This window comes from Micromonospora sp. NPDC007271, from assembly GCF_040634005.1.
Taxonomy (GTDB): domain Bacteria; phylum Actinomycetota; class Actinomycetes; order Mycobacteriales; family Micromonosporaceae; genus Micromonospora.
The window spans coordinates 1-15,534 of record NZ_JBEYER010000041.1 but is presented as its reverse complement, the minus strand read 5'-3'; the positions used below and the strand labels follow the sequence as shown (position 1 = coordinate 15,534).

The following is a 15,534-nucleotide window of genomic DNA, read 5'->3' as shown; positions in this document are numbered from 1 at the left end:
AGCCGCTGATGCAGTTCGGAATGTTCTTCGAGCTCCAGCTGCCCAGGCCGTGGCGGCCGGACAGCGAGCAAGAACTGGTCCGCAACGCCCTGCACTGGGCGGAGGCAGGAGAGCGGGCCGGCATCGAGTACGCCTGGGCCCAGGAGCACCACTTCCTCGAGGAGTACTCGCACTCCACCGCACCCGAGGTGTTCCTCGCTGCGGTCAGCCAACGCACCACCCGGATGAGACTCGGCCACGGCATCACGCTGATGGCCCCGGCCTACAACCATCCGGCCCGCGTGGCCGAACGCATCGGCATGTTGGACCTGGTCAGCGGCGGCAGGGTCGAATGGGGCACCGGCGAGTCCAGCTCCCGGCTGGAGCTGGAGGGCTTTCGCGCCAACTACATCGAGAAGCGGGCGATGTGGGCGGAGGGCCTACGGCAGGCCACGCTGATGATGGCGTCCGAGCCGTACCCCGGCCACCGCGGCCGCTACTTCTCCATGCCCCCGCGCAACGTCGTGCCCAAGCCGGTGCAAGGCCCGCATCCCCCGCTGTGGGTCGCGTGCACCAACCGGGAGACGCTGAAGATGGCCGCCCGGCTCGGCCTCGGCGCCCTGACCTTCTCCTTCATGGACGCCGGCGAGGCCCGATTCTGGGTCAACGAGTACTACGAGACGTTCGAACGGGAATGCCGGCCCATCGGGCAGACCGTCAACCCCAACGTCGCCATGCTCGCCGGTCTCATGCTGCACCGCGATGCCGACGTGGCCCGCGAACGCGGACTGGAGGGGCAGCAGTTCTTCAAGTGGGCGCTGGCCCACTACTACCGGTTCGGTGCGCACGTACCCGGCCGGACGTCGCTGTGGGAGGAGTTCCAGCGAACGCGGCCAGAGCCGATGGCGGGCCTGGGCGCGGTGAACGACCCGGCCGGCGCCCGCGAACACTTTCGCGAACTGGAGGACGCCGGTGTCGACCAGGTCATCCTGCTGCAGCAGGGCGGCCGGTACGAGCACGAACACATCTGCGAGTCGCTCGATCTCTTCGGCCGCGAGGTGCTGCCCGAGTTCGCCGAACGGCACGCGGTCCGGCAGGCCAAAAAGCAGGCGCGACTGGCTCCGTACATCGAGGCCGCGATGGCCAACGTGGTGCCCCCGGAGGAGATTGAGCCACCGGTCGTCGAGGCCTACCCACGGCTGTGGGAACGCGAGGGGGTGACCGGCACCCAGGTGGGCGGGCAGCGCGCCCTCGACGCTGCCTCGCTCTGGCGCCTGCACGTCGGCGGTGCCAGCGGAGACAGCCGTGGCTGACACCGTCGCCGGCCTGCTGCGCGTGGCAGCCGAGCGGGATCCGGACGCCGTCGGCTACGGCTTCCTCGCCGACGGCGAGACCGACCTGCGTACGTTGACCTGGGGTGAGCTGGAACGTGCTGCTGCGCGCGTCGCGGCGCTGGTCGGCCGGGTTGTCGCGCCCGGCGGCCGGGTGTTGCTGGTGTTCGAGGCGGGTCTGGACTTCGTGACCGCGTTCTTCGGCTGCCAACTGGCCGGGGTGGCCGCCGTCCCGGTCTATCCACCCGCACCGGCCCGGCCGGCCCCGGGACTGGCGAACCTCCATCGGGTCGCCGCCGACTGCGGCGCGGAGCTGATTCTGGCCGGTCCCGCCACGGTCGGGTTCGGCGCGGTGGACGCACCGGCGCCGGGCCCGCCGTGGCTGTCGATCGCCGCGGCCACCGCCGAGGATCCCGACGACCTGACGGCTACCGACGTACGCCCCCACGATCTGGCCCTGTTGCAGTACACCTCCGGCTCGACCGGCATCCCGAAGGGCGTGGTGCTGCGCCACGCGCACCTGCTGGCCAACCTGGAGTCGCTGGACTGGTTCGTCTGCCGACCCGCCACCGGCACCGTCGTGTCGTGGCTGCCGATGTACCACGACATGGGCCTGATCGGCACCCTGCTCTACCCGCTGTACCGGCGGATGCCCGCCTATTTGATGTCCCCGCTGCATTTCCTGCACCGGCCGCTGCGCTGGCTGGAACTGATCACCCGGGTCGGCGCCACGATCAGCGGCGCACCCAGCTTCGGCTACCAGGTCTGCGTCCGGCGGGCGGCCGCGGCCACCGGGCTGGACCTGAGCAGCTGGGAGGTCGCGTTCAACGGGGCCGAGCCGATCAGCGCCGCGGTGATGAGCGAGTTCGAGCGCTCGTTCGCGCCCGCCGGGTTGCGGCCGGGCACGCTCCGTGGCTGCTACGGCATGGCCGAGGCCACCCTGCTGATCTCCGGCGACCGACGCGGCGACCGGCCCGCCACCGCGGCGGACGAGCGCCTGGACGGCGGGCGAGTGACCTCGGGCGGCTTCCCGCCCGGCCACGACGTGCACATCGTGGGCCCGGACGGGCAGCCGGTTCCGGATGGTACGCCCGGTGAGGTCTGGTTCCGCGGGCCGAGCCTCAGCGACGGCTACTGGGGTCAGCCAGAGGCGACCGCCGCTGCCTTCGGTGCCACCCTGGCCGGCCACGGTGGCGGCTTTTTACGCACCGGCGACCAGGGCGTGGTCATCGACGGTCGGCTGTTCGTCACCGGCCGGCTCACCGACCTGCTCGTGGTGCGTGGCCGCAACGTCCACCCGCACGACCTGGAGCGGACCGTGCAGGACGTCGACAAGCGGTTGCGCGCCAGCGGCGGGGTGGCCGTGGCGCTGGACGGACCCGACGGTGAGCGAGTCACCGTGATCCAGGAGGCCGCCACCCTCGACCCCGCCACGCTGCGCCGGCTGGCCCTCGCCGTGCAGAGCGCGCTGCTGACCCACCACCAGGTGCCCGCCGACGTGGTCCTGGTGCCACCCCGCAGCATCCGCAAGACCTCCAGCGGCAAGCTGCGCCGCTCCGCCACCCGCGACGCCCTGCTCGCCGGCGAGTTGGAGGTCCTGTTCCGCAGCAACGCCGACGAGACGGAGGCGATCGATGTTCCCGCCCCGGCCCGCTGACCCTCCGGACGGCCTGCTCGGCCGGATGATCCGGGCGATCGCCGATCTGACCGGCCGAGAGCCCGGCGAGATCGATCCGGACGAGACGTTCGCCGGCAACGGACTGGACTCGGTCCGGGTCGCCGCGCTGGCCGACGGCCTGCGCGAGGAACTGGGCCACCCGGTCGACGTAGCCGTGCTGTTCGAGCACCCCACGCTGCGCGCCCTCGCCGCCCACCTGGAGCGCGTCCCGGCTACCGAACCCACCACCACCGCCGCCACCCCTGGCACCGCGGTGGCGGTGGTCGGTCTGGCCTGTCGGATGCCCGGTGCCCCGGACGCCCGTGCCTTCTGGCGGCTGTTGCTCGACGGGCTGGACGCGGTCGGGCCCGCGCCCGACGGCCGCGGCCGGTGGCCGCGGCCGGGCGGCTTCCTGCCGGACGTGACCCGCTTCGACGCGCCGTTCTTCCGGATCTCCGCCGAAGAGGCGGAACAGATGGACCCCCAGCAGCGGATGCTGCTGGAGGTCACCTGGGAGGCACTCGAGGACGCCGGCGAACTGCCCAGGAAACTGCGGGCCTCGGCGACCGGTGTGTTCGTCGGTATCTCCACCGCGGACTACTCCCGCCAGGTGCTCGCTGGTGAGCTGGGCCGGTTCGCGGCCACCGGCAACTCCACCGCCGTCGCCGCCAACCGCATCTCCTACGCCTTCGATTGGCGCGGCCCCAGCCTGGCCGTCGACACGGCCTGCTCGTCCTCCCTGGTCGCCGTCCACCTCGCGGTGCGCGCGCTGCGCTCCGGCGACTGCGACCGGGCCGTGGCCGGCGGCGTCAACCTGCTGCTCGACCCCCGGTTGTCCGGCGGCCTCGACCACGCCGGAATGCTGGCCGCCGACGGGAGGTGCAAACCCTTCGCCGCTTCCGCCGATGGGTACGGCCGCGGCGAGGGCTGCGGTGTGCTGGTGCTCAAACGGCTCGCCGACGCCCAGGCCGCCGGCGACCGGATCTATGCGGTCATCGAGGGCTCCGCGATCAACTCCGACGGCGCCTCCAACGGCCTCACCGCCCCGAATCCCGGCGCACAACGGGCGGTGCTCGCCCGGGCGTACGCCGATGCCGGTCGCACCCCGCGTGAGGCCCGTTACGTCGAGTGCCACGGCACCGGCACCCCGCTCGGTGATCCGATCGAGGCCCGGTCGCTGGCCGCCGTCCGGTCCGTCGGCGAAGGCCCGATCGAACCGTGCCTGATCGGCTCGGTGAAGAGCAACATCGGCCATCTGGAAGCCGCAGCCGGCATCGCGGGGCTGATCAAGACGGTGCTGGCCGTCCACCACGGGGTGATCCCACCGAGCCTGCACTTCACGCAGCCGAACGGCACCATAGCGTTAGAGGATCTTCGCCTGAACGTGGTGACCCGGCCGGAACCGTGGCCCGATCTTGGACGCTGCGCCGGGGTCAGCGCCTTCGGGTTCGGCGGCACCAACGCGCACGTGGTGCTCGCCGCGCCACCGGCCTCGGCCACCGCGGTGCCCGCCGGGGCACCTGGGCGGGCAACCGGTGCTCAGGTACGCCCAGAGGACGGGCCGCTGCCGGTGCCGTTGAGCGCGCGCAGCCGCGACGGGCTCCAGCGGCTGGCCGCCAACCTCGCCGACCGGCTGGCCGGTGCGGACCCCGCCGACGCCACAGCCGTCGCCGCCACCATGGCGCTGGCCCGCACGGCGCATCGCCCGTACCGGGCCGTGCTCCTCGCCGACCGCCCAGAGGCGATCGGCGAACAGGCCCGGCAGTTGGCCGTCACGCTGCAGACGTCGGCTCCGGCGAAGACGCCGCCCGCCGCACCGGCGGTGGGCTTCGTCTTCGCCGGCCAGGGCAGCCAGTGGGCCGGGATGGGCACCGAGCTGTACCACGCCGACCCGCTCTTCAGGTCGGCGGTGCGCCGCTGCGACGAGATGGTCGGGCAGCTGCCCGGCTTCCGCATCGAGGAGGTGCTCAGCGGCCGCTGCGACGTGGACGTCGACGACACGGCGGTCGCGCAGGTGCTCATCGTGGCCGTCCAGCTCGCCCTGGCCCGGGTCTGGCGCTCGCTCGGCGTCCGGCCGGTGGCCGTTGTCGGGCACAGCGTCGGCGAACTGACCGCCGCCGCGGTCGCCGGCATCATCACCGAGGCTGACGCGCTGCGGCTGGCCGCCCGGCGCGGCGCCGCGATGGCCAGCGCCCCGCCCGGCGCGATGGCCGCCGTCGGCCTCACCGAGGCGGACGCGGTCCGGCGATACGGCGACCGGCTGGACACGGCCGCGGTCAACGCCCCCGCCGTCACCGTGCTCTCCGGGCCGGTCGCCGATCTCGAGGCCACCGCCGCCGAGCTGCGCGAGCAGTCCGTGCCGGTCACCGTGCTGCCGGTCCGCTACGGATTCCACAGTCGACTGATGGACGAGGCGGCGGACCGGTTCACCGCCGACATCGGCGATCTGCGCCCGGCCGCCGGCGAGGTGAGCTTCCACTCCACGGTCACCGGCGGGCCGGTCGCCGGCGACAAACTCGACGCGGGCTACTGGGGCCGCGGCGTGCGCGGTCCGGTGCGGTTCGCCGACGCGGTGTCGTCGATGCTGGCCGTCGGCGTGACCGTGCTGGTCGAGATCGGGCCGCGGGCGGTCTTGCAGGGCTCGCTGCGGCGGATCATCGAGGGCACCAATGTCACCGCACTCAGCACCATCAGAGGTGAGACAGCCCAGCACGCCGCGTTGCTCCGGACCGCGGGTGAGCTGTGGCGCCTCGGCGCGCCCGTCAACTGGCGGCACGTGTACCGCGGACCCCGCCGAGTGACGTGGGCGCCTACCCACGCCTGGGACCACCAGCGGTACTGGGCCCAGGCCGCACCGGCCGCGGCCGCCGCACCGGCCGCCGCGGGCCTGCTCGGCGCCCCGATCGACCTGGCCGACGCCGGTCACCGGGTCTGGCAGAACGACCTGCGCGTGACCGGACGGTCGTGGCTCGCCGACCACCGGGTGAACGACGCCGTAATCCTGCCGGCGGCCGGCTACCTCGAGGTGTTCGCCGCCGCCGCAGAGAGCCTGTCCCCCCGCGGCCTGGCCCCGGCCGCGGTCACCATCGTGCGGCCCCTGCCGGTGGACGACGTGGGCGTACGCCTCCAGTGCACGGTGACCGAGAACGGCGACCGGCGGGAGGCGGTCGTGCACGCCCGTACCGCCGGCACCGACTGGCAGGTGCACGCCCGCGCCCGGCTGGCGCCCGCAGCCGACCCGCCGGCACGGACCGACCTGACCGAGGTGGCCGCCCGTTGCCCGAACGTGGTCGCCGGCCCGGCGCTGTACGCCGCCCTGGCCGACCGCGGTCTGCGGTACGGCCCGTCCCTGCGCGCCGTCCGCGAGGTGCGGGCCGGTGATCATGCGGCGCTGGCTCAGCTGGCGCTGCCGGATGGCGACGAGCACGCCGACCGGATCCGCCTGTGGGATGCCGCTTTCCACGCGATCGCGGCGACCGGCACGGCCGCGGACACGACCGGCGGCCCGATCGTCCCCACCGGCGCCGACGAGCTCGCCTGGTGGGGGCCACCCCGGGACGCCCGGTGGGCGCACGTCGAGGTCCGACAAGCTGGCCCCGACGGCCTGCTCGCCGATTTCGCCCTGCTCACCGACGACGGTGACCCGGTCGCCCGGATCCGCGGCCTGCGGCTGCGGCCGCTGGGCCCGGGCACCCCACCGCCGCGGCGCCTCTACGCCTACGACCTGCCCTGGCGGCAGCAGGCCCCCGAGGCCGCCCGGCCCGAACCGCCCGGTCCGTGGCTGGTCCTCGCGCCCCCGGACGGCCTGGGCGCCGCGCTGGCCCGGCGCCTCGCCGACGCCGGTGCCACGGTGTGCACCGCGGCGCCCGGCGCCCCGGTCCTCACCGGCGGCGGGCAGCTGCGGATCGACCCGCTCGACGCCGCGCAGTACCGGCTGCTTCTCCGGCAGCTGGGCCCGACCCTGTCGGCCGTGGTGCACCTGCTCGGGGCGGGCAGCGCCGACGCCGCCGGCGCCGTGGAGTCGGCGCTGCACCTGGTGCACGCCGCCACCTTCGACGTGGCCCAGCCCCGCCTGCTGTTCGTCACCGCCGGCGCCCAGCCGGTTGCCGGCCGGACGGTGACCGATCCGGCCGCCGCCGCGGTGTGGGGGCTGGTCAAGACCCTCCCGCTGGAGCATCCGCGGCTCGAGGCCGGTTGCCTCGACGTCGACCCGGCTGGCGATCCCGTCACCGCGATCCGCGCCGAGTTGCGTACCGCCGGCAGCGACGCCGACGCCGGCTACCGGGGCACGACCCGCTACGTGCGGCGGCTTGCGCAGACCCCCGTGCCGTTGCCCGCGACGGTGCCGGTCGACCCGAACGGCACATACGTGATCACCGGGGGTACCGGCGCGCTGGGCCGACAGGTCGCCGTGCGCCTGGCGCAGCGGGGTGCCGGACGGATCGTCCTGGTCGCCCGCCGCGCCGCCGCGGTGCCGCCGGAGCTGCGCGAACGCTGCCCCGACGTGCAGGTGGTCGCGGCCGACGTGGCCGACCGCGCCGCCCTGGCCGCCGCACTCGACCGGGCGCGGGCCGCGGGCAGGCCGCTGCGCGGCGTGGTGCATGCGGCCGGTGTGCTCGACAACGCCGCGCTCCTGGACATGGGCGGTGCGGCGGTGCGTACGGTGCTGGCGCCGAAGGTGGACGGCGCCTGGTACCTGCATGAGCTGACCAGCGCAGACCCGCTCGACTGGTTCGTGCTGTTCGCCAGCGCCGCCGGCGTGCTCGGCTCGCCCGGCCAGGCCAACTACGCCGCGGCCAACGCCTGCCTCGACGCGCTGGCCCACCACCGGCGGGCACTCGGCCGCCACGCCGTGGCGATCGACTGGGGGCCGTGGGGCCAAGCCGGCATGGCCGTGGACCGGGACGCCGGCCTCGACCACGAGTTGCGGACGGCGGCCAGCGTCATCGAGCCGGTGGACGGCCTGGCCGCGTTCGAGTCGCTGGCCGCCGGGCCTGCCGTGCAGCCGGTCCTGCTCCCGTTCGACATCGCGGACCTGACCTCGTTCTACCCCTCGGACCACGGCCGTGGCTTCCTCGCCGAGGTGACCACCGAGCAAGGCGAGACGCTGCGCACGGTGGGCACGCCACGGTCCACGCGCCCGGACCTGGCCGTGCCGTACGTGGCCCCACGCACCGACGTCGAGGAACGCATCGCCGTTATCATCCAGAATTCCACCGGCATCGAGCAGATCGGCGTGCACGACCCGTTCTTCGAAATCGGTGGCGACTCGGTGATGGCCAACCAGATCCTCGTCGAGGTCAACCGCGTCCTGGGCGTCCAGATCCGGCCCGAGGACGGATTCGCCGCCCTGACCGTGGCCAACCTCGCCGCCCTCGCCGAGGCGGAGGTTCTCGCCCGCCTGGACGACCTCAGCGACGAAGAGGCGGCACGGCTGCTGGCACAGTCCGAGAGGGGAGACAACCATGACATCTGACGTCCGGCCCGTAACGCAGCAGCCGGCCGCGAGCGCCGGCCCCGGGCTACGTCCGAACGCGGTGGGTGCCAAACATCTGGTCTTCTTCGTCGTTTCGGCTGCCGCGCCGCTGACCGGCATGGCCGGTTTCGTGGCGCTCGCCTTCCTGTTCAGCGGCATCGTCGTTCCGGCCGGCTACCTGATCGCCGGGGCCGTCTACGCGTTGTTCGCGGTCGGTTTCACCGCGATGAGCCGGCATGTGCGCAACAGCGGCGCGTTCTACGCGTACGTCAACGCGGGACTCGGACCGGTCGCCGGGGTCGGCGCCGCGGTCATGGCCTACGTGGCGTACGCGCTCGGCCAGGTCGGGTTCGTCGCCGCGTCCGGCGTCTTCAGCTCGCTGATGCTGCAGGAGATCGCCGGGGTGCGGGTGCCGTGGCAGGTGTCCGCGCTGGCCGTCGGTGTGCTGGTCGCCGTGCTCGCGTTCTTCAAGGTGACCGTCGGCGCCCGGGTGTTGGGCCTGCTGCTGGTCCTCGAACTCGGGGTGCTGTTCGTGCTCGCGATCGCGGTACTGTTCACCGGCGGACACGAGGGGCTCTCCTTCCACAGCTTCAACCCGTGGAACCTGCTCACCCCGACGGTCGGTGTGCTGTTCGTGTTCACCTTCGTCATGTACACCGGCTTCGAGCAGACCGCGGTGTACGGCGAGGAGGCCCGCGATCCGCGGCGCACGGTGCCGCGCGCCACCTATGCCGCGCTGGCGGTACTTACCCTGGTGTTCTCGTTCATCTCGTGGATCATCCTGATGGCGGCCGGGCCGTCCCGGCTGGACAGCCTGCTGTCGGGCGATCCGGCCGAGCTGATGTTCACGCTGTCCACCGACTACCTGGGCGAGGCGCTCACCGCGATGATGCGGATCCTGGTGGTGACCAGCTTCATCGCCGGCGTGCTGGCACCACACAACGTGGGTACGCGCTACCTGTTCTCGCTGGGCCGGGAAAAGGTGCTGCCGGCGGCGTTCGCCCGGGTCCACCCGGCGACCCGTACGCCCAGCGTCGCCGGGGTGGTGCACACCACCCTGGTACTCGGCATCCTGGTGGTGTTCGGGTTCACCTCACTGGACCCGTACACGCAGATCATCGTGTGGACGAACACCCCGACGCTGGTGGGCGTGATCGCCCTGGAGGTGCTCACCAGCATCGCGGTGATCCGCTTCCTGGGCCGGTCTGGCACCGGCGAGACCCGCTGGCAGCGCACCGTGGCGCCGGCCGCTGCGGCGGTCCTGCTCAGCGCGGTGTTGGCGCTGATCGTCACGCAGATGGACGTGCTGACCGGCCTCGGCCCACTCGGCAACACACTGGTACTGGCGCCGCTGGCGGCTGGTTTCGCCGCCGGTGCCGCGCGCGCCGTCCGGATGCGCCGCCGGGGCGAGGGAATCCGGCTCTTCGACGCCGAGCGGGATGGATTGGCCATGGCCTCGACCCGCGGCACACCCTCGACGTCCGATCTCCGCTGACGGTACCGCGGTCGCGCGGCAACGGGCCGCCCCCGAAAGTGCGGGGGCGGCCCGTGCGGCTAGGGCGTGTCCTGCCGATCTTGTAGTGGTTGATCGTTGACGATGTGCCGGTGGTACGTCGTGGTGAACTGACCGACGAGGCGTGGGCGGTGATCGCGCCGCTGCTTCCTGAGCCGGGTGGTACGTGGGGGCGGTGGCGGGATCACCGTCAGGTCATCAATGGGATCTTGTGGAAGCTGCGCACGGGTGCGCCGTGGCGTGACCTGCCGGAACGGTACGGGCCGTGGAAGACCTGCCACGAGCGGTTGCGCCGCTGGACCGCCGGACGGCACCTGGGATCAGATCTTCGCCGCGGCGCAGGTTCACGACGACGGGACACCGGTGCAGTGGACGATCAGCGTGCATTCACATGATCGGCAGGACAGGGCCTAACCAGGCGCTCTTGAGATCTCACCAGAAGGTGGGCGACAGCAGAGCGAGCATCCAGCCGATCACCGCGGACTGCGCGAGCGCGGACAACCGGTGGTCCCGGCTGGTCGCGTAGACGCCCGCCGCCACCAGTTCCAGCAGCACGAACAGCGGTACCAGCACGAGCAGGTAGATGCCCAGCATGCCGGGGAGGACACCGAGGACGACGCCGGCCATCACCACCGCGAGGACCACCAGCCGGGCCGCCAGGGAACGCGCCGCGGCGGCCGCCGGGGAACCGTGCCGCAGCAGCTCCTCCAACCCCGCGAAGAAGGGCAGCAGCAGCAGGGCCGAGGCGAGGGCGGCCACGATCCGCGGCGGCGTCGGCACGAAGGTGTGTGCCACCGGCCCGAGCGGGCCGAGCAGCAGCAGGACACCGCCCACCGCGACCGCGCCCGGCACGAGCAGGCGGGCCACGCCGGCCGGCCCGACCGGGCGCGGTTGCGGCAGCCGGAGCCGACGGCGTGCGGCCGGACTGCGGCGCAGCGCGAGGAGCAGCAGCCCCGCCGCCGCCAGCAGGACCACCAGGGCGCCGCCGGCCTCCAGCCCCAGCAACTGCCCGGGATCACCCCAGCTCAGCAGCGGCAGCGGCGCCACCGTGGCGGCCGCGACCAGTGCGAACGCCCACCGGCCGGCGGGTTCGGGCGCTTCGGCCGGTCCGGCGAGCCGGCCGGCCCAGGCGCCCAGCAGCACCAGCAGCACGGCCACGCACAGCAGATAGCCCCCCGCCAGCGCCAGCCGGTGATCGGTGGGGGTGGCCACGGTGGTGCCTGGCCCGACCGAGGCGCGCAGCCAGTCGACGATCAACCGGGCGCTGTCGTCGGCGTACAGCATGGTCACGTGGTCGGCACCGGCCACCTCGAGCAGTCCCACCGCTGAGCCGTCGGCGTGGTTGCCGTACCGGCCGCCGAACGGGACCGTGCGGCCGAGGAACTCGCCGGCTGTCGCGGCCGCCTCGTCCCGCACCACCTGCCCGTCCCAGGCCGCCACCAGGAAGAGAGGATTGCGAGGACGCACCGAACCGACCACCGTGGCGACCGAGCCACCCAGCGCCACCGTAGCCGCCGGCCGTGCGTCCTGGGTGGCGAAGTCGACGACGGCCGCCGCGCCCATCGAGTGCCCGGCCACGACGATCCGCTGGGAGTCGACGTACGGCAGGGCCGCCGTCCAGTCGTACACGGTGCGCAGGTCGTCGCGCCGGCCGTCGAAGCCGTGCGGCTCGTGTGGCGTACGGTTGCCGCCGTGGCCGCGGAAGTCGAACGTGACAACGACGTACCCGGCCCGTGCGATCCGCCGCGCCAGCCAGCTCATCGTCGAGCGGTCGGCGGAATGTCCGTGCGCCAGCACGACCGCCGGCGGTAGGCGGTCGGCAACCGGTGGCGGCAGGTCGACCGCGCTGGCGGTCAGGCCCGGTACCCGGCCGGGCACGTAGACGGTGGCCGGGATCCGCCCGTCCAGCACCACCTCGCGGTGCGGGACACCGCCACGCTGCTGCGCGCCGAGTGCCGTCGCGAGAACGGCCGCGCCGGCCAGGGCCAGCGCGGCCGCCGCGGCGGCGATGACCCGCCACCGCCGGCATCGGGGTACCGACGCCGGATTGGTCAGGACCGGTTCGTCGCTCGTCAGGGTCTGCACCAGAACCTCCAGTCCTGTTCCTGGCTCAGAGGCCGATGCTCCAGACCCCGATGGTCACGCCGGCCGGATCCGCCAGGTCGGCGAATGCGCCGGTCTCGTCGTCCACGAAGACCGGTTCGACGAGGACCTTGGCGCCCAGGTCCCGGGCCCGCTCCACGGTGCCCCGCAGGTCGTCGACCTGTACGTAGAGCACGGTGGTGGGGGAGCCGCCCGGCTCGGGCGCATCGGTGATCAGGCCGATCTCCTCGCCGTCCCGCCACACCGTCGCCCCGGCCACCGCCTCGGACGGTGTGAACTCCTCGAAGCGCCAGCCGAACAGGGCGCCGCAGAAGGCCAGGGTGGCGGCCCGGTCGGGCGTGCGGATGTTGAACCAGTTGACGCTGCCGTGTGCTGGCATCCCGCTCACCTCCGGCCGGCGCCGGCGTGGTGCCGGTACGCGGCGTCCAGGTAACGGACGATGCGGTGCTCGGGCAGGTTCTCACTGAACACCGTGCCGAGCAGGACCTCGGGGCTGAGCCCGATCGGGTGCGGGACGATGTCGTAGAAGCGCTGCGCGGCCTGGCGGTAGAACACCTCCAGCACGGAGGTGTCGGTGTGCGACGGTAGCCGCAGGCCGGCCTCGATCGAGGCGGAGACGCCGTGGAAGGCGAATTCCTTGATCGCCTCTTCCGGGGTCATCGACTCGATCGGCGCACGCTCCGGCGCGAAGTGCGGCAGCGCCTCGGCCAGCGACCCGGCTCCCAGCAGGTCGTCGACGACCAGCCGGGCGATGACCGGTGAGCAGTGGAAGCCGTCGCGGTAGGTGCCGGTGACCACCAGGAGCCCGTCGACGGAGGTACGGCCGATCAGGGGGAAGCCGTCCAGCGCCACCGGCCGGTTGCCGACTAGCCACTGCTGGACGTCCGCGTAGAAGATCTTGTGGTCGAGTTGCTCGCGCGCCACCTGCACCAGGAACTCGCTCATGCCGACGTCCGGAACCGTCGCGGGGTCGTCGAACAGCAGGTTCGTGGCCCCCAGGTACTCGACGCCGTCGCCGAGGGGGATCAGGTGCAGGCCGCACGAGCCGGAGCGGTTCGGCGTGCGTACGACGTGCTGGAAGCCCGGCCCCGCGCGGCGGACTGTCTGCACCGCGATGCCCTTGCCGGCGAACATGGCCGGTACGCTGCCCGGCTCCAGGCAGTCGAGGAGGCGGCCGGTGAACGCGCCGGCGGCCAGCAGGATCGTCCCGCCCGTGAGGCTGCCGCCGTCGCCCAGCCGGACCCCGGTCACCCGGCCCGCCGTGACCTGCACGCCGTCGATCTCGGCGTCGATGAACCGCACCCCGAACCGGGCGGCGGCGTCCGCCAGCGCCGCCACCACGGCGCGCGAGTCGATGGCGCCCTCGCGGGGCAGGTGCAGGGCGCGCAGTGGCCGGGCCTCGGCGAGCGGGTCGAGGCCGGGTACGTCCTCGGCGCCGATCTCCTCGTGCGGTTCGCCGAACTTGTCCACCGCGGCGACCAGGGCCGCGAAGTTCTCGTCGTCGAGGTGGCCCGACTTGGCGTTGAGCAGCACGGTGGTCCCGGAGCTGAGCGACGCGTCGACCCGCTGGTGCCCGGAATCGTCCTTGAGCTCCGCCAGCCAGGCGGGCCAGGCGTCGAGCGCCTCCCGGCACAGCTGGAACTTGGCCTGGCTCGCTGGCGAGAGCAGGGTGTACTTGGTGATCTCACCGAACGTGTTCAGCATGGCTCCGGCGGCCATGGACGCGGCTCCGGCGCGCTGCTGCGGACCGATCACCGCGATCCGCTGATCCGGCGCCCGTTTGGCCAGTTGATACGCGATCGACAAGCCGATGACGCCATTGCCGACGATGACCACGTCGAATTCTTGTCCAACGCCCATGATTCGTCTCCTCGACAGGAAATGGGCCGCGGCTGTCGGAGACGGCCCCGATCCGATGGAGGAGAAACTACGGTGTCCGGCGTACCGATGGTCGGTTTCTGTCAGCCATCTTTCGGGGCGTTCCGGCTGGCTCGCCGGTGCGCCGAAAGGCTGACCGCGGGCGCCAACGTCGCCTGCTCGGGGCGGGCCGAAAAGCTGTCCTTAGTGGTCGTGAACGGGCAGCGCATCGGGCCCTGCGGCGGTAGGAAGTTGGGCAGCTGATTGGCGGTGTCGTAATAGCGGTGAAAGACCGGCGTTAATGCGCCGGACATCGGCGGGACTATCCAGCTCCAATCCGCCGGGCAGCTGCGACCAGCCTTTTCCTCCCGCTTGAGGTGGGTCAGGAAACGTTGGGACTCGGTGTGGTGGTCGGTGATGGTGACCCCATCACGGCGGAAGGACCACAGCACCGCCCGGTTGAGCTCGACCAGGGCCCGGTCCCGCCAGAGCGTCGCCTCGTCGGACATGTCCAGGTCGAGCAGGCGCGCGATCTGCGGCAGCATGTCATAGCGGTCGCGGTCGGCGAGGTTGCGGGCGCCGATCTCGGTGCCCATGTACCAGCCGTTGAACGGCGCCGCGCCGTACTCTATCCCGCCGATGCGCAGGCGCATGTTGCTGATCACCGGCAACGCGTGCCAGCGCAGGCCGAGATCGACCAGCCCGGGGATGTCGGGGTGGCGCAGCGGCACCTCCAGGACGGCGTCCGGTGGCAGCTCCACCAGCGTGTCGCCGCCGCCTCCGGTCACGATGAGCGGCAGCACGTCGAAGCGGCCGCGCGGCCGCGGCGGCTGCCAACCGCGTGCCAGAGCGGCATCGGTCAGCTCCGTGTTCTGCGGATCGCCCAGTACCCGTCCGTCGCCCAGCCGGTAGCCGGCGTACCGGATCAGCTGGCTGTTGTGGATGCGCGGGCCGCGGCGACCGGGACGGTCGGGGGCGAAAATGGTGATCGTCGGGCGGATCCGGCCACCGTTGGTGGCAGCCCGCACGTGCGCGACGCAGGCGGCGGCCACCTCGTCCGCGTCCTCGAGGTGGCGGGCGTCGATCACGGTGAGACTGCGCCAGTACAGCCGGCCGATGCAGGCCGCGCTGTTGCGCCAGGCGACGCGGGCGCCGAAGGCCAGTTCCGCGGCAGTGTGCACGTATGTGCCGGTAGCCCCGATCTGCGCCCGTACCTCCATAAGGCGCTGCTGCACGGACATCGGCTGAGGCTGCTCCCGGTGGTGCTGGCGGATGAAGTCCTCCACCTCGGCCAGGTCCAGGCCCGGCTCAGCGGTGACGGGCACGGCGGCGAGCCGGGCCTGACGTGCCGGTGACGGCACCACCCAGATCGAGTGGCGTGCAGCGGTCATCAGATTCCTTCCGTGGATACTCCGGCCTTCAGGCCGGGGAGGAAACGGAATCCCTGCGGAGCAGGGCAGGTAAAGCCGATCCGCTGCCAAGGCGGATTGGCGTCTACCCGTACCCCACCGCAAGGTTCACTTGTTACGCCGCTATCATGTGAGGCGTGTCCAGGGCTGTGAAGCGGGGGTTCAAGTACCGCTTCTACCCGAGCCGGGAGCAGGCAGCCGAGCTTGCC

At 72.7% G+C, this 15,534-nt stretch carries 9 protein-coding genes and 1 pseudogene; 6 read left to right on the top strand and 4 right to left on the bottom strand.

What is annotated here, in order from left to right:
* Positions 1-8: 8 nt before the first annotated feature.
* The 5 genes and pseudogenes from ABZ570_RS16620 to ABZ570_RS16600 form a co-directional block, all read left to right on the top strand.
* Complete coding sequence (locus ABZ570_RS16620; protein ID WP_358063499.1) at positions 9-1,292, top strand: LLM class flavin-dependent oxidoreductase; 1,284 nt, start codon at positions 9-11, stop codon at positions 1,290-1,292.
* Entirely contained in the window at positions 1,285-2,967 is a 1,683-nt protein-coding gene (locus ABZ570_RS16615; protein ID WP_358063496.1) for a fatty acyl-AMP ligase, read from the top strand. The genes ABZ570_RS16620 and ABZ570_RS16615 overlap by 8 nt, the downstream gene beginning before the upstream one ends.
* Positions 2,945-8,443, top strand: coding sequence for an SDR family NAD(P)-dependent oxidoreductase (locus tag ABZ570_RS16610; RefSeq protein ID WP_358063493.1), 5,499 nt, complete (start codon positions 2,945-2,947; stop codon positions 8,441-8,443). The genes ABZ570_RS16615 and ABZ570_RS16610 overlap by 23 nt, the downstream gene beginning before the upstream one ends.
* Entirely contained in the window at positions 8,433-9,938 is a 1,506-nt protein-coding gene (locus ABZ570_RS16605; protein WP_358063490.1) for an APC family permease, read from the top strand. Before ABZ570_RS16610 ends, ABZ570_RS16605 begins: the two co-directional genes overlap by 11 nt.
* Positions 9,939-10,030: 92 nt before the next feature.
* Positions 10,031-10,340 (top strand): annotated as a pseudogene (locus tag ABZ570_RS16600) (transposase); the annotation flags it as partial.
* 48 nt (positions 10,341-10,388) lie between these two features.
* Here ABZ570_RS16600 and ABZ570_RS16595 read toward each other — a convergent pair.
* From ABZ570_RS16595 to ABZ570_RS16580, 4 genes are all read right to left on the bottom strand, one after another.
* A complete protein-coding gene (locus tag ABZ570_RS16595; protein ID WP_358063487.1) occupies positions 10,389-12,041 on the bottom strand; it encodes an alpha/beta fold hydrolase in 1,653 nt (550 codons plus the stop codon).
* 25 nt (positions 12,042-12,066) lie between these two features.
* Complete coding sequence (locus ABZ570_RS16590) at positions 12,067-12,438, bottom strand: VOC family protein (RefSeq protein WP_358063484.1); 372 nt, start codon at positions 12,436-12,438, stop codon at positions 12,067-12,069.
* 5 nt (positions 12,439-12,443) lie between these two features.
* On the bottom strand, positions 12,444-13,919 hold the full coding sequence (locus tag ABZ570_RS16585; RefSeq protein ID WP_358063481.1) for an FAD-dependent oxidoreductase: 1,476 nt from the start codon (positions 13,917-13,919) through the stop codon (positions 12,444-12,446).
* 101 nt (positions 13,920-14,020) lie between these two features.
* On the bottom strand, positions 14,021-15,397 hold the full coding sequence (locus ABZ570_RS16580; protein ID WP_358063478.1) for a nitric oxide synthase oxygenase: 1,377 nt from the start codon (positions 15,395-15,397) through the stop codon (positions 14,021-14,023).
* A gap of 65 nt (positions 15,398-15,462) precedes the next feature.
* On the opposite strand from ABZ570_RS16580, the gene ABZ570_RS16575 reads away from it, so the two are divergent.
* Positions 15,463-15,534: helix-turn-helix domain-containing protein (locus ABZ570_RS16575; protein ID WP_358063596.1), on the top strand; the 72-nt coding region annotated here is incomplete at its 3' end.